This is a genomic window from Luteolibacter sp. SL250 (assembly GCF_026625605.1).
Lineage (GTDB): Bacteria > Verrucomicrobiota > Verrucomicrobiia > Verrucomicrobiales > Akkermansiaceae > Luteolibacter.
The window spans coordinates 4,490,413-4,512,450 of sequence record NZ_CP113054.1 but is presented as its reverse complement, the minus strand read 5'-3'; the positions used below and the strand labels follow the sequence as shown (position 1 = coordinate 4,512,450).

Below are 22,038 nucleotides of genomic sequence, written 5' to 3'. Positions count from 1 at the left end.
ATTTACTACCCTATATGAGTGTCGATAACAACCTTCGCGAACTTTTCGGCGTGGACGAACGCCCCGAGGCATTCGATCAGGTCTCCATCACCGTTGCCTCCCCGGACGTCATCCGTTCGTGGTCCAAGGGCGAGGTGAAGAACCCCGAAACCATCAACTACCGGACCTTCAAGCCGGAGAAAGGCGGTCTCTTCTGCGAGCGGATCTTCGGACCGACCCGCGACTGGGAGTGCGCCTGCGGCAAGTACAAGCGCATCAAGCACAAGGGCGTCGTCTGCGACCGCTGCGGTGTTGAGGTGACCCTCAGCCGCGTGCGCCGCGAGCGCATGGGCCACATCGAGCTGGCCGTGCCCGTCTCCCACATCTGGTTCTACAAGTGCATGCCATCCCGCATCGGCCTCATGCTCGACATGAGCGCCCGCCAGCTGGAGCGCGTGATCTACTATGAAGACTACGTTGTGACCGAGGCCGGTAACACCGCCCTCGAAGTCGGACAACTCCTCACCGAGACCGAGCTGCGCGAGGCGGAGGACACCTACGGTGACGGATCTTTCCGCGCCGGCATGGGTGCCGAGGCCGTGCAGGACCTGCTCAAGCAACTGGACCTCGCCGAACTGGCCGTCGTCCTGGAAGGCGAGCTCGCCACCACCCGCTCCAAGCAGAACAAGAAGAAGCTCAGCAAGCGCCTCAAGATCACCCAGGGCTTCGCGAAGTCCAAGTCGCGCCCGGAGTGGATGATCCAGACCGTTCTTCCCGTGATCCCGCCGGACCTCCGTCCGCTGGTTCCCCTGGAAGGCGGCCGCTTCGCCACCTCCGACCTGAACGACCTCTATCGCCGCGTCATCAACCGGAACAACCGTCTCAAGAACCTCCTGCTCCTCAAGACCCCGGAAGTCATCATCCGGAACGAGAAGCGGATGCTCCAGGAGGCCGTTGACGCCCTCTTCGACAACGGCCGCCACGGCCGTGCCGTCACCGGCGCCGGCAACCGTCCGCTCAAGTCCCTCAGCGACATGCTCAAGGGCAAAGGCGGCCGTTTCCGTCAGAACCTTCTCGGCAAGCGGGTCGACTACTCCGGACGTTCCGTCATCGTCATCGGTCCGGACCTCAAGCTCGGCCAGTGCGGTCTTCCGAAGAAGATGGCCCTGACCTTGTTCGAGCCATTCATCATCCGCCGCCTGAAGGAGCTGGGCTACTGCCACACCGTCCGTTCGGCCAAGAAGATGATCGACCGCAAGACCACCGAAGTGTGGGACATCCTCGCGGAAGTCACCAAGGGCCACCCGATCCTCCTGAACCGCGCTCCGACCCTCCACCGCCTGTCGATCCAGGCGTTCGAGCCGAAGCTCATCGAAGGTGAGGCCATCCGCGTCCACCCGCTCGTCTGTACCGCCTACAACGCGGACTTCGACGGTGACCAGATGGCCGTGCACGTCCCGCTCTCCGTGGAAGCCCAGATGGAAGCGCGCCAGCTCATGCTCGCGCCGAACAACATCTTCTCCCCGGCGTCCGGCCGTCCGATCACGGTTCCTTCCCAGGACATCATTCTCGGCACCTACTACCTCACCTGGGCCGGCGTCCGCACCCAGGTGGACCGCGAAAAGCAGGAGCACCTCCCGCTGTTCGAAAACTCCTCCGAGGTCGAGTTCGCCATCGCTTCCCGCAAGATCTCCTACCACTCCTGGATCCGCATCCGGAATCAGGACTTCGGCAAGAAGACCACCTTCGGCGACAGCGAGGTGCGCATCCTCGAAACCACCCCGGGCCGCGTCCGTTTCAACGAAATCTGGCCGTCCGAGCTGGGCTTCATCAACCGCACCGTCGGCAAGAAGCAGATCGGTGACATCATCTGGCGCTGCACTCAGGTGTCCGGCAAGAAGAAGACCGTCGAGGTCCTCGACAAGCTGAAGGCACTCGGCTTCATGGAAGCCATGCGCTCCGGTATCTCCATCGGTATCGTTGACATGCTCATCCCCGAGGAGAAGCCGGAAGTCATCGCCAAGGCCTACGAGGAAGTCGAGAAGGTCACCAAGCAGTACCGCAACGGTGTCATCACCGACGGCGAGCGCTACCAGAAGGTCGTCGACGTCTGGACCCAGGCGACCGACACCATCGCGAACGCGCTCTACCGCAAGATCGAGTTCAACGAGGGCAAGAACACCGCGTCCCCGCTGTTCATGATGGTGGACTCCGGTGCACGGGGTAACAAATCCCAGATCAAGCAGCTCGGTGGTATGCGCGGTCTGATGGCCAAGCCGTCCGGCGAGATCATCGAACGCCCCATCATTTCGAACTTCCGCGAGGGTCTCTCCGTGCTCGAGTACTTCATCTCGACCCACGGCGCCCGGAAGGGTCTGTCCGACACCGCGCTCAAGACCGCGGACTCCGGATACATGACCCGGAAGCTCGTGGACGTGGCCCAGGACGTCATCATCACCCAGCAGGATTGCGGTACCGTCAATGGTATCTCCGTGGCCGCCATCTATGACGGCGACGAGGAAGCCGCCTCCCTCGCGACCCGCGTCTACGGCCGCGTGTCCTGTGAGCAGATCAAGGATCCGATCACCGGGGATGTCATCGTCAACATCGACGACGTCATCAACGAGAACCAGGCGAATGCCATGGAGCGCATCGGCGTCCTCAAGCTGAAGATCCGTTCCGTCCTCACCTGCGAAAGCGACCGCGGTTGCTGTGCGAACTGCTACGGCCTCAACCTCGCGACCGGTTTTCCGGTCAAGATCGGTGAAGCGGTCGGCATCATCGCCGCCCAGTCGATCGGCGAGCCCGGCACGCAGCTCACCATGCGGACGTTCCACGTCGGTGGTGTTGCGGCGGCGACCTTCAAGCAGCCGATCATCAAGGCGAAGAACGGCGGCCGCCTGGTCTACAAGGACCTCCGCACCGTCCAGTCCGCCGATGGCACCTGGGTCGTCCTCAACAAGAACGGCTCCATCTCCATCCGTGACAAGGGCGGCCTCGAGCTCGAGAGCCACAACATCGTCATCGGATCCATCATCTCCACCAAGGACGGTGAAGAGGTCAAGAAGGGCGACACCGTCGTCACCTGGGACCCCTACAACGTGCCGATTCTCACCGAGAAGGGTGGTAAGGTCGAGTTCCGCGACATGATCTCCGGCATCACCGTTGCTTCGGAGACCGACAAGGAAACCGGCAAGAAGGGCATGGTCGTCACCGAGCACAAGGAAGACCTCCATCCGCAGGTCGTCATCGTGGACGAGAAGACCAAGGAAATCCGCGCCAGCTACTCCATCCCTGTCGGCGCCCACCTTTCCGTCAAGGAAGGCGATGTCGTCACCGGAGGTACCCAGCTTGCCAAGACCCCACGGAAAGTGGCCCGCACGAAGGACATCACCGGTGGTCTTCCACGGGTGGCGGAACTCTTCGAGGCCCGCAAGCCGAAGGACGCCTGCGTCATCGCGAAGATCGAGGGTGAAGTCTCCTTCGGCGGCAACGTCCGCGGCAAGAAGAAGGTCATCATCACCGACTCCCAGACCGGCGAGCAGATCGACCACCTTGTCCCGATGGGCAAGCACATCGTCGTCACCGACGGCGACGTCGTGAAGCGTGGTGACCAGATCACGGAAGGCCCTGTCTCCCCGGAAGACCTCCTCGAGGCTTGCGGCGCGCAGGAACTCCAGGAACACCTCGTCAACGAAGTGCAGTCCGTCTACCGCGTCCAGGGCGTGGAGATCAATGACAAGCACATCGAAGTCATCATCCGTCAGATGCTCCGCAAGGTGAAGATCACCGACCCGGGCGACGCGGAGGACATGGACGGCTCCGGCTGGCTGTGGGGTGACCAGGTGGACCGCACCGCCTTCAAGCGCGAGAATGCCCGCATCCTCGCACAAGGTGGCAAGCCCGCCGAAGGCGAGCCGGTTCTCCTTGGCATCACGAAGGCCTCGCTCGAGACCGACTCGTTCATCTCCGCAGCTTCCTTCCAGGACACCACCCGTGTCCTTACGGAAGCCGCGACCCTCGGCCGCGTGGACTACCTCACCGGCTTCAAGGAGAACGTCATCATGGGTCACCTCATCCCCGCCGGCACCGGCTTCGACACGCACCGCGATTCGGAGTTCGAGTTCACCGTCGAGGAGCCTGAGCCGATCGTCGAGGAAACCGAAAGCTTCGACGACGACGAAGACGCCGCCTCCGCGTAAGCGCCGGTAGCAACCAACTCAAACGGAACACCCCGTCCCGCGAAAGCAGGACGGGGTGTTTTGTTTGGAATGTTTCCCAATGGAGCGCGGACTTCAGTCCGCCCCCCGGGAGAATCCGGACTTCACGGGCAGGTGCCTCGAAGTCCTCGCCCCGTTCCGGCAGTCACCTACGGGCAAGGGGATAGATCAGTTGCCTGTTCGGAGACGTCTTCTCGGGGAGATCACTTGTCCTTGTTGAACTGCATCTCATTCCGCTTCCCGTCCGGCAGCCGGTTGCCGGGCACGGTGGCTTCCTTCATCCAGCGCATGGCCTCCAGGATCACCTCCGGGGGCGCGACCACATGCCCTCCCGGGAACGGGAAGTCTTTCACGTTCGCCTTCGCTTTTCTGAAAACTCCATCCTCTGCCTCGATCCACGCATTGGCATTGGTGTCCTTGTCGCCATTCACCCGGGCCACTGCCATCTTCGCCGGGCTGCCAAGAGCTTCCTTGCGGCCGAGCCAGCCACCAAAGGCGAGCACGCCTTTCCATGGCCGGACGGTCAATTCCGAGTAGTCATAGGATCGAAGCGCGCCGCCCGACATTCCCCCCATGTAAAGGAGATCCGGATCATGGAGGACGGTCTTCTCGATGGCAGGCAGGACTTCCGCCCACTTGGGATCCAGCACCGAATCATCGACCCCATTCTTGAATTCATTGCAGCCGACACCGATCCACCCCAACTCCTCGCAGGCCGCGCGAACGGATGCCAGGATGTCTTTGCCATCTCCGCCGGGACTGAACATGATGATCATGGCGGGCGGCTTCGATGGGTCGAAAGACGTGGGATAATACACATGATAGGCGACGGCCTCCGGTCCTTCCGATTTCAAACTCACCGTCTTTCCGGCGTTCTTCCGCAGCTCGGTGACCCGTTCCTCCTGCTGGCGGAGGTGATCGGTGACCCATGTCCGGTCGGCCTCGCTGAGCTTCGCCAGATCGATGAAGGGTTCGCTGCCGTTCGCCAGGCGGACCTTCACCTTGGAGGCCGCGGCGTCGAATGAGACGAACTCCGCCTCGATCGTTCGTCCCTGCACATCTGTCCAGGATCTGGCCGAAGCGCTTTCTCCGGAAAAGATCAGGATTGTGGAGAACGTGACAATCGTGCGGCGGATGGCGAACGGGAGATCCATCAAGCATCGTTTGCATGAATGCCTCCTGATGTTAAGTCGGAAATGAGAAGACCTTAAGCGGTGCTAGGTTGGGCCGTTGCCGGATCAAAGCCTGAGGATCGCTTCGGCGATGGCTTCCTCCGTGCCGGGCTCGGTCCGGATGAAAAGCTCCTGCAGTCCCTTGGTGGACTGGGTGACGGCCTTGATGCCGCCGGGCACCTTCCGCTGGATCTTGAGCGAGCCGGTGCTGCTGCCCGCGCCCAGGGATTTCCCGCCATACGATCGGCCGATGATGACACCGATCACGCCGTCGAGCGCCTCGATCCGCCGCATGATGCGATGGCATTCCTTCGATGAACTCTGGTGGCGGCCGCGGGATGGCATGGCAGGAGGCTCAATGGGATGCACCCCATCCGCCGCCGCCCGGCGTGCGGATGATGATGCGTTCATGGGCGCTGGCTTCATAGGTCACGGCACCGGGGAGGGGCAGGGTGGTGCCGTCCGGCAAGATCCGGATCTGCCCGCCGCTCTCACCGTCCGTGCCGCCGGCCATTCCTTCCGGACGGGTGCCGCGGCGTTCCGTCAGGAGCGAGACGGTCATGGGGGTGAGGAACTCCACTTCCCGGACCACTCCGTCACCGCCGTGGTGGACGCCCTTTCCGCCGGATTCCCTCCGGATGGAAAACCGGTGCAGGCGCACGGGGAAGCGGTGTTCGAGGATCTCCGGATCGGTGATGGCGGTGTTCGTCATGTGGACGTGGCGTCCGCTTCCACCGTGGAAGGAAGGCCCGGCACCGGCTCCTCCGGCGATGGTTTCGTAGTAGCCGAAGGCTCCGTTGCCGAAGAGGAAGTTGTTCATCGTGCCCTGGCCGTTGGCGCAGAGGCCCAGCGCCGCCAGCAGCAGGTCGGTGAGGCGCTGGCTCGTCTCCACATTGCCACCGACCACGGCGGGACATTTCTCCGGATCATCCGGAAAATCCGGGTTGAGGAAACACGGCGGCAGGATCACCCGGGTGGAGTCCAGTAGGCCTTCGTTGAGCGGGATGTCCTCATCCAGCCAGAGGCGCAGGACGTAGAGCAACACGCTGCGGACGATGGCCGGGGTGGCGTTGAGGTTCCGCGGATGGACGGGACCGCTGCCCGTGAAATCCACCGTCATGCTTCCGCCCCCGACGGTGATGGCCACCACGATGGCGGTGCCATCATCCAGCGTGCCGGAGCGGTGGAACGTCCGGCCCTCATGGTGCCGCAGCAGGCTTTCCATGAGCGTGGCGGAGCGGGAAAGGATACCCTCCATTTCGGATCGCACGCGGTCACCTCCATGGGAAGCGGCCAGAGCTTCCAGCGTGCGGATGCCATGCGCGACGGAGGCGGCCTGTGCTTCCAGATCGGCGAGGTTTTCCTCGGGCCGCCGCGATGGATGGGGGGAGTGGCGGAGGAGATCCTCCAGTCCGGATGGATCAGGCGTGCCCGCCGTGATCCATTTCATCGGGGGGATGACCACGCCTTCCTCCGCGAGGTTGCGTGCGGCGGCTGGCATGGATCCCGGCGCGATGCCGCCGATCTCCGCGTGGTGGGCGCGGTTCGCCACGTAGCCGATCCGCGTTCCGTCTTCATCAAAAGCGGCGGCGATCACCGTGATGTCCGGCAGATGGGAGCCGCCCGCAGCAGGATGGTTGGTCACCACGACATCCCCAGGGCCGAGATCGATCCTCGCGGCGACCTCCCGCACGCACACACCCAGCGCACCCAGATGGACGGGGACGTGCGGGGCGTTCACCACCAGCCGCCCTTCGGCATCCAACAACGCGCAGGAGTAGTCCAGCCGCTCGCGGATATTCGGGGAGATGGCCGTCCGGCGGAGCAGCGCACCCATCTCCGTCACCAGTCCTTCGAAGCGGTTGCGGAAGAGCGCCGCGCGGATCTCTGGGTTGCCGTTCTCCATCGGTCCTCCGGAAGCCGCGGTGATTTTCTCCAGCAGAAGCGTGCGCCGTGTCCCTCGTTTCATCTCCCATCCCGGGGGGATGAGGCAGGTGCTGAACCGGTCCTGGAGCAGGTGGGGGCCGGTGAGTTCCACCGCGCCGAATGTCTCCGCATCCAGCAAGGTTTCCGGCTCCTCCGCGATTACCCGCAGCGTCACGCACTCGATGGTGCGGGCGGTGGATGGATCATAGCCATAGAGTTTGCGATAGGCGTTCCGGAAGCGGTCGGTCAGGAAATCCCCGCCCGCATCGGCGGATGGAGCCTCCACTTCGATGGGCGTGTCCTGCCCGGCAAGCCGCAGCTCGGCCAGCCAGCGGAAGGATGGCGCGGGGATGGACAAGGCGGATGACGCATCCACCGCTAGCGCGTTCCAAATCTCCCGTGTCGTGATCTCCGCCAGCGGTCTGAGGATCTGCCGCACTGCCTGTTCCTGCCGCCGGGCCTGGTGCAGTCCCCACGCGCTCAGCAGGCCGGCATCACCGGGCACCAGCACGGTGCGGATGCCCAGATTTTCCGCCACGGCGCAGGCATGCTGGGGCCCCGCCCCGCCGAATGCGAACAGCGCGAAATTCTCCGGATGGTGGCCTTCGGAAAATGAGATGGCACGGATCGCCTCCGCCATCTTTCCGACGGCGATGTTCCGCAGTCCTTCCAGCAAATCCTGGATCTGAGGCGGGATCACGCCGTCCGCTTCCATCGCGTTCATCAGCTTGCGGAGTTCCGTGCGGGCGGAGGCTGGGTCAATGGGAATGCCCGCACCCTCCGGGCGCATGTGCCCGAGGAGGAGATTCACATCCGTGACGGTCAGCGGGCCGCCACGGCCATAGCACGCCGGACCGGGATCGGAGCCCGCGCTTTCCGGACCCACTTCCAGCCTGCCGAGGTGCCAGCGGCAGATCGATCCGCCGCCTGCGGCCACCGTTTCGATTTTCATCGCGGGAGCCAACACCCGGGCCGGTCCCACCTCCTGTTCATAGCGGAATGAAAATGGTCCGTCGATGCGCGCCACATCCGTGCTGGTGCCCCCCATGTCGAAGGTCAGTACCTTGGGGAATCCCGCCGCCCGGGCGATGGCGGCCGAGCCGACCAGTCCACCCGCAGGACCGGAAAGCAGCGAGTCCTTCGGCTGGTAGGCGGAGGCGGCGGACAGGCCTCCCGCGCTGGTCATCATCCACGGTTCTCCGGTTTCCATGGCTGCGGCCACCTTCGCGGTGAAGTCCCGCATGATGGGGGCGAGCCAAGCGTCCGCCAGCGCCGTCTCCAGCCGGGGAAGGAAACGGATCACCGGTGAGACGCCGGAGGAGGTCGTCACATGGCTGAAGCCCTCCTCCAGCAGCCAGGCGGCGACCTTCCGCTCCAGGGATGGATCCCTCCAGGAGTGGATGATGGCGACAGCGGCCACCCGGATGCCTGCCACCACGCAACGGCGTGCCTCTTTCCTGACCGTTTCTTCGCCGGGGGCATCTACTGTCTTTCCAGTAGATGAAAGGCGGGCGGAAATTTCCACCACCTCCTCGCAGAGGATCTCCGTATCCGGTTGCGCGAGGGAGAACAGCAGCGCCCGGCGTTGGTCGCGGATCTTCGGCAGATCACCGAAGCCCTCCGTGATGAAAAGGGCGGTGGGTGCGCCCTTCCGCTCCAGCAGGGCGTTCGTTCCCCGGGTGGTGGCGACCCGGAAGTCCATTGGCGGGAGCTTCCTGTCGGCCGGGGTTCCCGTCAGCAGGCGTGCCGCCAGCACCGGGGCTTCCTCGCCGCTGCGCAGGATAAGCCGGCCGCCGGGAAAGGGGCGGGAAAGCCGGATGAAGCGTCCGTTCTCCCGGTCGGCGGTCACGGTCAGCCCGTCTCTGGCGGAGAAGCCCGTGAGCACACCATCCTCAGATGCGGGTGCGCGGCCCAGAGCATGCCATCCCTCCGCATCCGGTGGGCTGATGTCGAAGACCAGCGAGCCGTCGGAGAGGACCTTGCACCGGCGTTCCTCCCCGGAGGGGGTGAGTGCCCACGCGTCGGTGAATGTGCCGCCGGTATCCACCCGGACTTTCCATGTTCCTGCCACGCGGGCAGTGTGTCCCTTGCGGGACAAAAAGAAAAGCCGGCGGATTAGGCCGGCTTTCCATCAACAAGATGCGATGCAGGAAAACATTCAGGAACGGCTCAGCTCGCGCGCGACGATCATGAGCGTTTCACGCACACCCGGGGCGAAGCCACCGTCCGTCTGGACAGCGAGCAGCACGCCGGATTCGCGGATGAACTCGATCGGCACGGAGCCTGCGTAGAGTTTCAGTCCACCGGAGCCGAAGCCGAGGTTGGCCACCACTTGCTTGAGCGCGTCCACGGCGGCGACGTCAGCCGCGCAGACGCGTGCGATGTGGCGGATGCCTGGCAGGGCGCGGGCGCGCTGGAGGATCTCATCTGTGCTCATTTCGCGGTCCACACCGAAGATCGCGCGAAGCTCCAGTTGGCGGATGGAGGAGGAATCCGATTCGCTGGCGGCGGGAGCCGGAGCCGGGGCAGGTGCCGGAGCGATGGATGGGGCTGCGGCTGGTGCCTGGACGGGAGCGGGAGCTGGCGGAGCGGCGACCGCGGCCGGAGAAGGTGCCGGAGCGAATGAGCCGAAGGCGCTGGAAGCAGCCGCAGGAGCTTGCTGCCAGGAGGGCGCCGGAGAGGACTCAACCGAGAACGGAGAGGGAGTTGCGGCGGGACGGGCCACCGGCTCGGCGGGTGCGATGGCGAACGGGGATGGAGCAGGCTCGGGTGCCGCTGCGAATGGAGATGGTGCCGGTTCGGATGGAACGGCGGCGAAGGGAGATGCCTGTGGAGCCGCCTCAAACGGTGCCGCGGCGAAGGGGGATGCCGTCGGCTCGAAGCCGAAGCCTTCACTGTCGTCGGCAACCTGGAAAGGGGAGTCATTTCTCCGGCGCTCCGGGATTTTCACGCCTTTGGAGGCGGAGCCATCATCCGCCACGCTGAACGGAGAGCTTTGGCGCGGCGCTGCGGCGAACGGGCTGTTCGCTGCGGACGGTGCAGGCGCGGCCGGATCCTGGACGACGGAGAATGGACTCGCGGATGGTTTGCCAGGGAGATTCTCGAAAATGCCTCGATTATTGCTCATGATGAAGGAGTACCTGCTGTGGCACCGCAGTCATGAATGCCGGATATTCTAAAAAAGTCGAGCCACAATCGATTGAAAATCTACATTCCCGTATTTTCCGCCAGCAGCTTTTTCAGGCGGTTCTTGAGCGCGACCTTGCTCGCCGCTGAAAGTCGCTCCGTGAACAGGATGCCGTTGAGGTGATCCGTTTCATGTTGGATGGCGCGGGAAAGGAGTCCATCGGACTCGATGACCAGGACGGATCCGTCCAGTTGGGGGAGGGTGGCCTTCACATCCATCGGGCGGCGGACTTCCGCGCGGATGCCCTGGATGCTCAGGCATCCTTCCTGGCCCCATTCCTTTTCCTGGCCGAATTCCAGCTCCGGATTGATGAACACCAGCGGCATGTAGTCCTCCAGGTTCGCGTCCTCCCCGTTCACGCGGAAGTAGGAGATGCTCTCCGGGTCGTGGGAAATATCCACCACCGCCAGACGGAGATCGATGCCCACCTGCGGGGCGGCCAGGCCGACACCGTTGGCATCCACCATGGTTTCGAGCATGTCGTTCACCAGTTCGACCAGGGAATCGTCAACCACGGTGACAGGTTGGCAGCGCTGACGGAGGACGGGGTGGCCGTATTGGACGATTTCACGGATCATGGGCGGACACCAGAGTATGAGGCAACGGCAGTGCAGGTCAAACCCCGCTTTGGAAATGGCCCTCTGCCACCACCCCGGGGGCCGGAATCATTTTTTGACAGCACTCCATATTGTTCTATAATCATCGAACTATGGAATACAGACAGCTTGGCGGATCGGGATTGATGGTGCCTGCCCTGACCTTCGGGGCGGGGACGTTCGGAGGAACCACGGAGTTCTTCAAAGCGTGGGGTTCTTCCGATGTGAAGGAGGCCACCCGCCTGGTGGACATCTGCCTGGAGGCGGGCCTCAACATGTTCGACACGGCGGACATCTATTCAAAGGGCGACTCCGAATCGATCCTTGGCGAGGCGCTCAAAGGCCGCCGCGACCAGGTGCTCATCTCGACCAAGGCAACCTTCCGGTTCGATGACGGAGTGAATAATGTGGGCTCCTCCCGCCACCATCTCACCCGCACCATCGACGCTTCATTGAAGCGTCTCCAGACGGACTACATCGACCTTTTCCAGCTCCACGGATTCGACGCGATGACGCCTGTTGAGGAGGTGCTTTCCACCCTGGATGGCTTCGTGAAAGCCGGGAAGATCCGTTACCTGGGTGTCTCGAACTTCTCCGGCTGGCACCTGATGAAATCCCTCTCGGTGGCGGACCGCTACGGCTGGACCCGCTACGTCGCGAACCAGTCCTACTACTCCCTCATCGGCCGTGACTATGAGTGGGAGCTGATGCCGCTGGGTGTGGACCAGAAAGTCGGCGCGATGGTGTGGAGCCCGCTCGGCTGGGGCCGCCTGACCGGGAAGATCCGCCGTGGCAAGCCGTTGCCGGAGGGCAGCCGCCTGAACTCGCAGACCATTGTCGATGCGGGGCCGCAGGTGGATGACGAGTTCCTCTATCAGGTCGTGGACGCGCTGGATCAGGTGGCTGGGGAAACCGGAAAATCCGTGCCCCAGGTGGCACTGAACTGGCTGCTCCAGCGGCCGACCGTTTCCAGCGTGATCATCGGCGCGCGGAATGAGGAGCAACTGAAGCAGAACCTCGGCGCGGTCGGCTGGAACCTCACCAAGGAACAGGTCGCGAAGCTGGATGAAGCCAGCAAGCGCCCCTTTGCCTACCCCTATTTCCACCAGCAGGGATTCGCGGAACGGAATCCGTTCCCGGCCTGACGGCTCACGCCTCCAGCACGTCGGAGTAGGAGTCGATCACATGGTCGGCCCCTGCTTCGAAAAGCGCTTCGCGGGGGAACGTCGTCGTGAGGGCGATGACCGTGCAGCCCGCCGCGTGGCCGGAGCGCACGCCGTTGATGGAGTCCTCGATGACGATGCAGTCCGCGGGATCAAGCCCCAGCTTCACCGCGGTCAGGAGGAACGGTTCCGGGTCCGGCTTTCCTTTGGTGATGTCCTCACCGGTGATGATGGTGTCGAAGTATTGGCCGAAGCCGAAGGTTTCGAAGGACAACCTCTGCGTCGCGCGGGAAGCGGAGGTGGTCAGGCCATGCAGCCGTCCCGCTGCCCGGGATGCCTTCAGGAAGTCGATGGCCTGCGGGATGAGTGTCACGTGTTCCTCGAAGAGGGCGGCATAGAGTTCCACCTTGCGTGCGATGAGTTCCGGCGAAGTCCGCGTCTGTCCCGGATAGATTTCCATCAGCCGCTTCGCCATGAACTTCTCCGGCGCGCCTTTGAACGACTGGATGGTCGCGTCGTCGGTCAGTTCGTCGCCCAGCTCCCGGGACAGCGCGATGATCGCCTTCTCATGGGTTGGCTCGGAGTCGATCAGCACGCCATCCATGTCGAATAGGATGCCACGGGCATTCCGGAGGGCGTCGCGGGGAGTCGTCATGATTCTTTGTTGGTGATGGTCGTACCGAGGAAGCGGTTTCCGAAGGCGGCGATGAAGAAGGCGAAGGCGACGACCAGCGCGAAGGCCGCCGGCAGTCCCGCCTGGTGGCTGATGCCGCCGACGAGCGGTGGGCCGATGAGGAATCCAAAGTAGCCCATGATGGACACGGTGGCGATGCCATTTCCCGCGCCGCCTTCATGCGCCCGTCCACCCGCTCCGAACAGGATGGGCACCAGGTTCGCCAGTCCGAAGCCGGTCAGCGCCAGGCCCAGGAAGGTGGCGGGCCAGTGGTGGATGCCGGTCACAACGGCGAGGCCCACGGTGGTGAAGATCCCGCCCACCGTCAGCATGCCGGAGGATCCCAGCCGGGAGATCAGCGGGCCGCCGAACAAACGCCCGAGCGCCATGCAGCCGGAGAACACGCCATAGGCCACGGGGGCCAGCCAGGCCTCCGCTCCGGAGATGGTGCGCGCATAGACCACGCTCCAGTCCATCATCACCCCTTCCGCGAACAATACCATGAAGGTGACGATGCCGATGCGCAGGAGCTTCCCATCCGGAAAGCGGAACTTTCCTTCCGGGGCGGCCTGCGGCGTGGCATCCCCGCCCAGCAGGTGGGAATGGAATATGGTGACCACCACCAGCAGCACCGCCGCGGTGCCGATGGCGATGGATGCCGGGGACAGCCCGGCTTTCAGGGCCGCGCCCACCACCAGCGCGGCGGACATGCCGCCCAGGCTCCACAGCGCGTGGAAGGAGGAAATGATCGGCTTCTTCGCCGCATTCTCGATCGCGATGGCCTGCGAGTTCACCGACACGTTGAAGGCTCCCTTCACCGCGCCGAAAAGAAACGCTGCGGCAATGAACAGCGCGAAGTGCGGGCTGAGGACCAGCAGTGCCAGCGAGACGCAGAATGCCGGGGCGTAGATCCGCAGGTTCGCCCGGCTGCCGTGGCGGGCGACGGTCCGTCCCGTGGCGGGCATCGAGACGATGGCTCCGGCGGCGATGGCCAGCAGCACCACGCTCAGTTGAGCCTCGGACAAGGCGAATTTCGATTTGAAGGAAGGGATCAGCGCCGCCCACGTTCCGAACACCATGCCGTCGGTGAGGAAGTAGAGGGACGCGGCCAGCCGGGGATTGCGCGGCTTCCCGGCGACGTCCTGGATTTCGTCGAACCGGAGATCGGTGGCTTCCGCAACGGGTGGTGGCATGCGGGGAGATTCCCATTTTCGTGAAAATTCTTCCAATGGTATGAATTCATGAGTGTGATAACTTCCGGTTATGGACATCCGCGAACTGAGATCCTTCGTGCTGCTGGGGGAGCAGCTCCATTTCAGCCGGGCCGCCCGGTTGATGAACCTGAGCCAGCCCGCCCTCACCAAGCAGATCCGGCGGATGGAGGAGGAGCTGGGCACCCCATTGTTCGAGCGGAACAAGCAGGGAACGAAGCTCAGCGCTTTCGGCGAGCGGTTCCTGCAGGAGGCGCGGGTGACCGTCCGCTCCTTCGAGGAACTGATGGACCGTGGGAAGCGCGCCGCTATCGGGGAGACCGGGCGTCTCAGCATCGGCTTCGGCTTTCCCGCCTTCGAGCTGGTGCCACGGCTGGTCGTGAAGTTGCGGGAGGTCGCGCCGGGCATCGAGGTGAGCCTGCGGGACATGTCCACGGCGGAGCAGATGGATGGCCTCGCTTCGCGCGTGGTGGACCTCGGTTTCATGCGCCTGCCGGTGCCGAAGCATTTCAACAGCCTGCCGGTGGTCGGAGACCGGCTGGCGCTGGTATCTTCCTCACTCTCCCGCTTGCCTGCGGACGCGGGTCTGGCGGATTGCCGGGATGAGCCGTTCGTGGCGCTTTCGGAGAAGCGTGCCCCCGGCTTCCACCATCACGTCCTGGCCATGTGCGGGAAACACGGCTTTCACCCGAAGGTGGTCCAGCAGGTGCCGGAACTACCCACCGCCATGGCCCTGGTCCGTGCCGGACTGGGTGTCGCGGTCATCCCGGAGTCATTCTGGAACAGCCGCCTTGAAGGCGTGCGGCTCCACCGGCTGAAGGAAAAGGATGCCGGGTGGAAGGTCGGTGCCGTCTGGCATGCCGGGGACACCAATCCCGCGCTGGCCCGCTTCCTCGGCCTGCTCCGGCAGGACATGAAACGGAAATGATCCACTCAGAAGGAAAGCCGCAGCCCGACCAGCGTGGTGAAACCCTCATAGTCCCCGCCATCCCCGCCGCCATCCATCGACTGGTATTCCGTCCCGGCCATCACCTTCAGCTTGTGGCCGTGGACGTAGTAGTTGAGTCCGAGGTAGGCGGCATCGAATGAGGAACCCCTGCCGCCGTCGGTCAGGTCCGGAGCCAGCCGCTCGTAGCGGGACAGCAGTTGCAGCGCGTCGTCCTCGCCGTTCGCGTGCTGGTAGCGGAACACCAGCTCCAGCTTTTCCGTGAGGCGGTAGGAAGGCGTGAGCGTGAAGCCGATGACGTCGCCCTGCCCCTCATGGCCCATCCCCGCGAGCAGGTCCGTGTAGAGGCTCCAGCGGTCTTTCTGGATCAGGATATTGATGGAGTCGGCGTGCTTGAACCGGCCTGCTCCCGCCGAGTTCTTCGTGCTGTCGCTGAACTGGTGGTCGAACTTCACGATCGCGCGGTCCACGTCGAGGTAGCGCCCGAAGTCATAGGCGAAGCTGAACTGGACGATCACCCCGGCATCGAATTCCGTGAACTCCGCCTGGTGGTCACCGGCGTAGACCGCCAGCGCGTAGAGCCGGTTGTCGCGGGAGCCGCTCGCCCAGATGCCGGTGATCTCCCGCGGCACCAGCGCGTCCACCAGCAGGCTGCGCTCGAAGACGATGAGATCCGTGGACGATTGGTAATACTCCGCGCTGAAGAACTTCGGCGTGATCTTGCCGATGCCCATGTGGAATGCCGGGGAGTAGGTATAGACCAGCGAGAACTGCTGGATGTCCCGGTAGAACCCGTGGCTGAAGGAGTCATCATAGCTGGGGTCCAGCCGCCCGTCCGGGTTGATGTTGAATTTCACCTGCAACCGCCACTCGTCGGAATACTGGGCGCGGAAGCCGACATCCATCCGCCGCACCTCGATGCCGTCCCAGGTGCTTTCGTCCGTGCGGTCGCGGGAGCCGAAGGAACCGCGGTCACTGTCGCCCTCCGCCCAGTTCCACTGAAAGTTTCCCGCCAGCGTGAACTCGCGGAATCCGTCATGGGACGTATTCTTGTAAAGCAAGGGGAGCTTCCACAGTTCCTCCAGCGTCTCCGCGGCGGTGGCCGCCTGGAGCAGGAGGAGGGGAAGGAGAAATCTCATGGCCGAAGGGGGGGGCGGCGCGGAACCGGGTCAACGACGCGAGCGGATCTGGAGGAGCTTTTCCCCCGCCGCGTGCAGCGTGGATGCGTTCTTCGCGAAGTGGAACCGGAGCAAATGCTTCACCGGTTCCCGGAAAAAGCTCGAGCCCGCCACGCCCGCCACGCCGAGTTCCTTGATGAACCACTCGGAGGCCTCCGTGTCGTCCTTGAAGCCCAGCGGCGAGATGTCCACCAGCACATAATAGGCGCCCTGCGGTTCCGTGAAGGACAGGCCGGTGCGGCGCAGGTAGTCCAGGAAGATGTCCCGCTTCGCGGTGTAGAGATCCCGCAAGCCGGTGTAGTAGCTGTCCGGCAGTTCCAGTCCGGCGACGGCCGCCTCCTGCAGCGGGGCCGCGGCACCGACGGTCAGGAAATCATGGACCTTTTTCGCTTGGGTGATGACCTCCGGCGCGGCATGCACGTAGCCCAGCCGCCAACCGGTGATGGAGTAGGTCTTCGACAGGGAGTTGCAGGTGATCGTCCGCTCCGCGGCACCGGGCAGCGCGCACATATAGGTATGCACCTCCGGGTCATAGACGATGTGTTCGTAAGGCTCATCCATGATGATGAACGCATCGTGCCGTTCCGCGAAGTGGAGGATCTCCAGCAGCTCGGAGTGCGTGAAAACCTTGCCCGTTGGGTTCGAAGGGTTGCAAACGATGATCGCCTTCGGATTCTGGGCGAAGGCGGCGGCCAGCTCCTTCGAGTCGTAGTTGAAGTAGGGTGGGTGGAGCGGGACGTAGATCGGCTCCGCGCCGGACAGGATCGCGTCCGCGGCGTAGTTCTCGTAGAATGGGGAGAAGATGATGACCTTGTCCCCCGGGTTGCAGGCCGTCATCATCGCCACCATCATCGCCTCCGTGCTGCCGCAGGTGACCACCAGATGGCGGTCCGGCTCCACGGTCAGTCCGGTGAAGCGGTGGATCTTCTGTGCCAGTGCCTCGCGGAACCGGGGTGCGCCCCAGGTCACGGCATACTGGTGGTGCGGCCCGCGGGTGGCCCCCTCCAGTGCGGAAAGCAGCTCCTCCGGCGGATCGAAATCGGGGAAACCCTGTGACAGGTTGATCGCCCCGTGGAGGTTCGCCAGGCGGGTCGTCCCCCGGATCACGGACTCGGTGAAGACGGACAGGCGGCTGGCAGTGGCTGGCATGAGGATGCCGCGCAGGTTACATCAAATGGTCGGGATTTGTCGAGGATGGCGGTTTGTCCGCTTGCCAGCCGCCCGATGGGGGCCAGACTCCCCCCTGTGAACGTGCTAGTCACCGCCGGCCCCACCCGGGAGCCGATCGATCCCGTCCGTTTCCTGACGAACCGTTCGTCCGGAAAGATGGGCTATGCGCTGGCGCATGCCTTCATCCACGCGGGCCATCATGTCCTGCTCGTTTCCGGTCCCACCGACCTCGATGTCCCGGACTATGTGGACTTCATCCCGGTGACCACCGCCGCGGAGATGAATGAGGTGGTCGCCCAGCACATCGGCCGCATGGACATCGCCGTTTTCGTCGCCGCCGTCGCCGACTACACGCCCGTGCTGACGGAGGCCCAGAAGATCAAGAAGGACGGCGACCGGATGACCATCGAGCTGGTGAAGACCCCGGACATCCTTGGCTCCGCGAGGAACACCTTCGGTTTCGGTGGAACTCTCGTAGGCTTCGCGGCGGAGACGGAGAACCTTGAGGAAAACGCCCGTAAAAAACTCGTGGGAAAAAGCTGCGACCTGGTCATCGGCAACGACGTTTCCTCGCCTGCCCACGGCTTCGACTCCGACCGCAACGAGGTCGTGCTGGTCTATCCGGACCGGACCGAGTTCATCTCGTCCGCTCCGAAGTCCGAGATCGCGCATGACCTGGTGGATGTGATCCTGGAGATCCACCGCACAAAGGAATCATCCTGAAATTTTCGAAACATGACTGATCTTGAACTCGCCACCCATGCCGCCCTTGAGGCCGGCAAACTGCTCCGTGAACATTTCGGTGTGGAAGCCGCCGTCGATGAGGCGACCCACCACGACATCAAGCTGGCCCTCGACAAGGAATCCCAGACCCTGATCACCAAGATCCTCCTCGAACAGCGCCCGGGAGACGCCCTCTACGGCGAGGAAGGCCTTGCGGGCAACCTGGACTCGGAGCGCCAGTGGATCGTCGATCCCATCGACGGCACGGTGAACTACTACTACGCCATCCCGCACTTCTGCGTCTCCATCGCCCTGCGCGTCGCCGGTGAGATCACCGTCGGCGTCATCCATGACCCGATGGTGGGCGAAACCTGGACCGTCGAGCGCGGCGGCCCGGCCATGCTGAATGGCAAGCCCATCCAGGCGAGCAAGCGGGAGCGTCTGGAGGAATCCATCCTGTTCGTCGGTTGCGGCAAGGATGAGGAAGCCCTGAAGACGGGCATCGAGCGTTTCCGCAAGGCATCCCTCAGGGCGCGCAAGATGCGCATGATGGGTTCCGCCGCACTGGGCATGGCCTACATCGCCAGCGGACGGCTGGATGCCTATGTCGAGTCACGGATCTCCCTCTGGGACATCGCCGCGGGCAAGCTGCTGGTGGAGACCGCAGGCGGAAAGGTCGATCTCGTCTCCAACGGGGAGAGCGACACCTGGGCCATCGTCGCCACCAACGGCCGCATCCCCATCCAGGAGATCCTCTGACCATGACCGGCATCGGATACGACGTCCATCGGTTCGCGGAGGGGCGCCCGCTCGTTCTCGGCGGGGTCACCATCCCGCACACCCACGGTCTTGATGGTCACTCGGATGCGGACGTGCTCAGCCACGCCATCGCCGACGCCGTACTGGGGGCGATGGGCAAGCCGGACATCGGCTATTATTTCCCTCCCGGAGATGCTTCCTGCGCGGGGATTTCCTCGCTCAAGATCCTCGAAAAATGCCGTGAACTGGCGGCGGAGGAAGGGCTGCGCATCATCAATGTCGATTCCAGTCTGGTCGCGGAGGCTCCCAAGGTGCTGCCTCACCGCGAAGCCATGCGGAAAAACATCGGTGAAGCGCTGGGCATCCCGCCGGAACGGGTGGGCGTGAAAGCCACCACCAACGAGCTGATGGGCTTCATCGGCCGCCGTGAAGGCATCGCCGCCATGGCCGTCGCCCAGCTTGAGTAAATTCTTACCCTTCCCAAAAGAAACGGCCGTGATCATCGATCACGACCGGCTTCTTCCTCAGGGTGCGTCTGACTCAGAGTACCACGTCCTTCATTTCTTCCTCCTGGGCAGGCTCCTCGGCCGGCACCGGTGCCGGGATGCCAAGCAGATCGCGCACCCGTCCGGCGATGATTTCCGCCAGTGCGACATCCCCTTCGGAAGCGAGGAATGAACAATAGTTGTCCGCCACCGCTTCCAGGTCGTCCGCATAGGCAGGTCCCAGCGCTTCGTAACCGGCGAGGGCCTTTTCGAAATGGCGGCGCGCCCAGGCACGGTCGCCGGTCGCCAGCAGGGCCAGCGCCAGATTGTTGTGGGACTGCGCGGTGTCCGGATCTTCCTCGCCCAGCAGGGAGCGGCGGGTTTCCAGGGCCATCATGTGCATCTCGCGTGCCTGTTCGTGGAACCCGGCGGTGTGGTAGAGTGCGCCCAGGTTGTTCGATACGGAGGCCGTTTCCTCATGGTTCTGGCCGAGCTGCGAGTGGAGGATCTCCAATGCTTTCAGGAAGTGGGATTCAGCACCATCGATGTCGCCGCCTGCTTTCTTCAGGAAGCCGAGATTGTTCTCAAGCCCGGCCACATCCAGCAGCAGTGGCGGAGTGTGCTTCTCGAAATGCTGGATCGCATTCTCCCAATAAACGGCGGCCCGCTCGGGTTGGTCGAGGGCATCCACCGCAGCTCCCAGGCCCGCGTACAGGCGGCCGATCTGGTCGTGGCGGTCCGGACGGTTGTCGAGCTGATCGATCGCCTGGCGGTAGTCATCCCGCGCCGCGTCATGGCGGCCCAGTTCACGGAGGATCTCCGCGCGGAGCTCGAGGGCGGACGCGAATGCGTCGATGCTGTCCAGATCGGTCCCGAGCGACTGCTGGGTCTTCTCAATGGCAGCACCAGCCGCGTGCAGGGCTTCTTCCAGGTTGCCGGCAGCGCGGAGCGTCTCGATCCGTTCGCGGAGGATGCTGATGAGGGTGGCGGTCGGAGAGTCCATTTGTAATATCTATGAATCTATCAACCGGATTCTGGAAAAGACTAGCGGAAAGATGGATGTTTCGTGAGAAAAATGTATGGACGGTGTATTCTCATGTCTGTGGCAGGCGATCCAGCAGTTCCGCCCGTGCGGGGGGTAGGTTCCCCAATGACTCTTTGAGCGAAAATTCCGCCGAGTGCTGGTGGTGTGCGATTCCCAGCAGTCGGACGAGTTCCGACTCGAAATGGAGCAGCGCCCGCCTGCTCGCCCCGGCTTCATCCACGTGATTGAGCGCGCGGTTCAGCAGGTCATGGAGCGGAGGGTCCGGGTGGGCGGGCTCGACCGCCGCTTCGATGAGCTGGCAGCAGTAGGCGGCGAGCAGTGTGGACAGATAGTTCTTCCGCAGCCCTTCCCGCCAATGGCTGATGGAAACCTCGCGCAGGCTGTGGAGTTCCCCGCGCCTTGCCGCGGTGAAATCGATCTCGCCGCTGAAAAAAAGGTCCAGTTTTCCAGCGAAGGCACTCTTCGGGCGGAAGGCTCCCTTTGCCACCGTCTTGATCAATCCGTGGTCCGCCGTGAACCAGTGGACGATCAGGCTGGTGTCCGTCAGACGGGTCAGGCGTGTGATGATGGCAGGCACCGGCGAGAGGATGAAGCACACCGCAAATCCTGTCCAAGAGGGAATCTCCTGCCAGGGTGTCAGATTTTAATTGCTATTGAGAATCGTTCGCAATAAATGTTCCGGCATGCGAGGCGAATCCGATTACATGAGCGGCTTTGAGACTCCGCGTGTCGGAGAGAGCTGGTGGGGTGAAGCCGGTGGCCTGCGGTGTGGCCGAGTGAAGGGCAGGACGATCTCCGGTGGATGGAGATGGAAGGTGGCCTCGCAGGGATCGGTGTGGCTGTGGCTGAACCGCGAGGGGAGCGGACTGCTGTGGGGGGATCAGGATCGTTTCATGCTGAAGCCGGGGATGTATGCCATGACCGGCGGCGGTGGCCCCGGCGAGTGGTCCTGCATGCGCTATCCCGGTTCCCACCTGGTGGAGGTGGTGGTGCTTTCAAAAGCATGGTTGACGGAACGTCTCAAGCGCGGTGGCGAATGGCTGCACCCTGACCTGGGGAAATGGCTGGAAGAAGGCGGCTCCGTGGCGTTCTGCGGACTCATGGGCGTGTGGGAGAAGGATCTTTGCGATGCCCTGCAGAAAGCGGCGGAGGAAAAAGGCTCCACCCGCCTGCTGGCGGAGGCTCGCGTTCTGGAATGGGCGGCGGTCAGATTTTTCAGAGGGCATGGGGAGGGTGCTGTCTCCGGCGGGATCCGCGGGCGGGACCCGGTGCGCCGCGCGCTCGATCTGCTGCGCTCCCGGCTGGACCAGCCGCTGGACCTGGTTCCTTTGGCAAAGGAGGTCGGCGTTGCACCGCACCATCTTTCCCGCCGCGTCAGTGCGGAAACCGGGCGCACGCTCCAACGGCACCTCCGCCGCCTGCGCGTGGAGCGCGCCTGCGAGGCACTGGACTCCCGCAGGATGAATGTGACGGAAGCCGCCCTCGAAGTCGGCTACCAGAGCCTCAGTCATTTTGCGAAAGCCTTCCGCGAGGAAACCGGCAAAAGCCCCAGCGAGTGGCTGGCGGAGAGCAGGAAGTGATCTGTTGCTGATCCGTGCAGGGTTC

The 22,038-nt window shown here is 63.6% G+C and carries 18 protein-coding genes; 7 read left to right on the top strand and 11 right to left on the bottom strand.

The genetic code is table 11. The features are described from left to right. Positions 1-14: 14 nt before the first annotated feature. Complete coding sequence (gene rpoC / locus OVA24_RS19515) at positions 15-4,181, top strand: DNA-directed RNA polymerase subunit beta' (protein ID WP_267671817.1); 4,167 nt, start codon at positions 15-17, stop codon at positions 4,179-4,181. Between the two features lie 221 nt (positions 4,182-4,402). Here rpoC and OVA24_RS19510 read toward each other — a convergent pair whose 3' ends face one another. The 5 genes from OVA24_RS19510 to def all read right to left on the bottom strand — a co-directional run bounded on the left by OVA24_RS19510 (position 4,403) and on the right by def (position 11,062). Then, the gene (locus tag OVA24_RS19510) at positions 4,403-5,257 is read right to left on the bottom strand and encodes an alpha/beta hydrolase (protein WP_267671816.1); all 855 of its coding nucleotides are present in this window, start codon (positions 5,255-5,257) and stop codon (positions 4,403-4,405) included. Positions 5,258-5,437: 180 nt separating this feature from the next. Then, the gene (locus tag OVA24_RS19505; RefSeq protein WP_267671815.1) at positions 5,438-5,716 is read right to left on the bottom strand and encodes a hypothetical protein; all 279 of its coding nucleotides are present in this window, start codon (positions 5,714-5,716) and stop codon (positions 5,438-5,440) included. A 10-nt stretch (positions 5,717-5,726) separates the two neighbouring features. Then, on the bottom strand, positions 5,727-9,368 hold the full coding sequence (locus tag OVA24_RS19500) for a hydantoinase B/oxoprolinase family protein (RefSeq protein WP_267671814.1): 3,642 nt from the start codon (positions 9,366-9,368) through the stop codon (positions 5,727-5,729). An 87-nt stretch (positions 9,369-9,455) separates the two neighbouring features. Next, positions 9,456-10,424, bottom strand: coding sequence for a hypothetical protein (locus tag OVA24_RS19495; protein WP_267671813.1), 969 nt, complete (start codon positions 10,422-10,424; stop codon positions 9,456-9,458). Positions 10,425-10,504: 80 nt separating this feature from the next. Next, positions 10,505-11,062 (bottom strand): peptide deformylase, encoded by a 558-nt coding sequence (gene def, locus OVA24_RS19490; protein ID WP_267671812.1) that lies wholly within the window; start codon positions 11,060-11,062, stop codon positions 10,505-10,507. Between the two features lie 131 nt (positions 11,063-11,193). On the opposite strand from def, the gene OVA24_RS19485 reads away from it, so the two are divergent. Continuing rightward, on the top strand, positions 11,194-12,225 hold the full coding sequence (locus OVA24_RS19485; RefSeq protein ID WP_267671811.1) for an aldo/keto reductase: 1,032 nt from the start codon (positions 11,194-11,196) through the stop codon (positions 12,223-12,225). Between the two features lie 4 nt (positions 12,226-12,229). Here OVA24_RS19485 and OVA24_RS19480 read toward each other — a convergent pair whose 3' ends face one another. Both OVA24_RS19480 and OVA24_RS19475 read right to left on the bottom strand, forming a co-directional pair. Next, the gene (locus OVA24_RS19480; RefSeq protein ID WP_267671810.1) at positions 12,230-12,898 is read right to left on the bottom strand and encodes an HAD family hydrolase; all 669 of its coding nucleotides are present in this window, start codon (positions 12,896-12,898) and stop codon (positions 12,230-12,232) included. Beyond that, positions 12,895-14,109 (bottom strand): MFS transporter, encoded by a 1,215-nt coding sequence (locus OVA24_RS19475; protein WP_267671809.1) that lies wholly within the window; start codon positions 14,107-14,109, stop codon positions 12,895-12,897. The genes OVA24_RS19480 and OVA24_RS19475 overlap by 4 nt, the downstream gene beginning before the upstream one ends. 70 nt (positions 14,110-14,179) lie before the next feature. Between OVA24_RS19475 and OVA24_RS19470 the strand changes: the two genes are divergently transcribed. Next, complete coding sequence (locus tag OVA24_RS19470) at positions 14,180-15,055, top strand: LysR family transcriptional regulator (protein WP_267671808.1); 876 nt, start codon at positions 14,180-14,182, stop codon at positions 15,053-15,055. Between the two features lie 5 nt (positions 15,056-15,060). Here the strand turns inward: OVA24_RS19470 and OVA24_RS19465 are convergent, their stop codons facing one another. After that, the gene (locus tag OVA24_RS19465; protein ID WP_267671807.1) at positions 15,061-16,212 is read right to left on the bottom strand and encodes a putative porin; all 1,152 of its coding nucleotides are present in this window, start codon (positions 16,210-16,212) and stop codon (positions 15,061-15,063) included. A gap of 30 nt (positions 16,213-16,242) precedes the next feature. After that, entirely contained in the window at positions 16,243-17,400 is a 1,158-nt protein-coding gene (locus OVA24_RS19460; protein ID WP_267671806.1) for a pyridoxal phosphate-dependent aminotransferase, read from the bottom strand. Between the two features lie 96 nt (positions 17,401-17,496). On the opposite strand from OVA24_RS19460, the gene OVA24_RS19455 reads away from it, so the two are divergent. The 3 genes from OVA24_RS19455 to ispF are packed head-to-tail and all read left to right on the top strand — an operon-like array spanning position 17,497 to position 19,370. Then, positions 17,497-18,144 carry a phosphopantothenoylcysteine decarboxylase domain-containing protein gene (locus OVA24_RS19455; RefSeq protein WP_267671805.1) on the top strand — a complete coding sequence of 216 codons (648 nt, stop codon included), beginning with the start codon at positions 17,497-17,499 and terminating at the stop codon, positions 18,142-18,144. A gap of 12 nt (positions 18,145-18,156) precedes the next feature. Then, positions 18,157-18,903, top strand: a complete 747-nt coding sequence (locus OVA24_RS19450; RefSeq protein ID WP_267671804.1) for an inositol monophosphatase family protein — start codon at positions 18,157-18,159, stop codon at positions 18,901-18,903. 2 nt (positions 18,904-18,905) lie between these two features. Further along, the gene (gene ispF / locus OVA24_RS19445; protein WP_324287873.1) at positions 18,906-19,370 is read left to right on the top strand and encodes a 2-C-methyl-D-erythritol 2,4-cyclodiphosphate synthase; all 465 of its coding nucleotides are present in this window, start codon (positions 18,906-18,908) and stop codon (positions 19,368-19,370) included. Between the two features lie 73 nt (positions 19,371-19,443). On the opposite strand, the gene OVA24_RS19440 is transcribed toward ispF, so the two are convergent. Both OVA24_RS19440 and recO read right to left on the bottom strand, forming a co-directional pair. Beyond that, positions 19,444-20,391: a tetratricopeptide repeat protein gene (locus OVA24_RS19440; protein WP_267671803.1), complete on the bottom strand. Its 948-nt coding sequence runs from the start codon at positions 20,389-20,391 to the stop codon at positions 19,444-19,446. Between the two features lie 91 nt (positions 20,392-20,482). Next, positions 20,483-21,010 carry a DNA repair protein RecO gene (gene recO / locus OVA24_RS19435; RefSeq protein ID WP_267671802.1) on the bottom strand — a complete coding sequence of 176 codons (528 nt, stop codon included), beginning with the start codon at positions 21,008-21,010 and terminating at the stop codon, positions 20,483-20,485. A 106-nt stretch (positions 21,011-21,116) separates the two neighbouring features. On the opposite strand from recO, the gene OVA24_RS19430 reads away from it, so the two are divergent. Continuing rightward, the gene (locus tag OVA24_RS19430) at positions 21,117-22,013 is read left to right on the top strand and encodes a helix-turn-helix domain-containing protein (RefSeq protein ID WP_267671801.1); all 897 of its coding nucleotides are present in this window, start codon (positions 21,117-21,119) and stop codon (positions 22,011-22,013) included. Positions 22,014-22,038 lie beyond the last annotated feature (25 nt).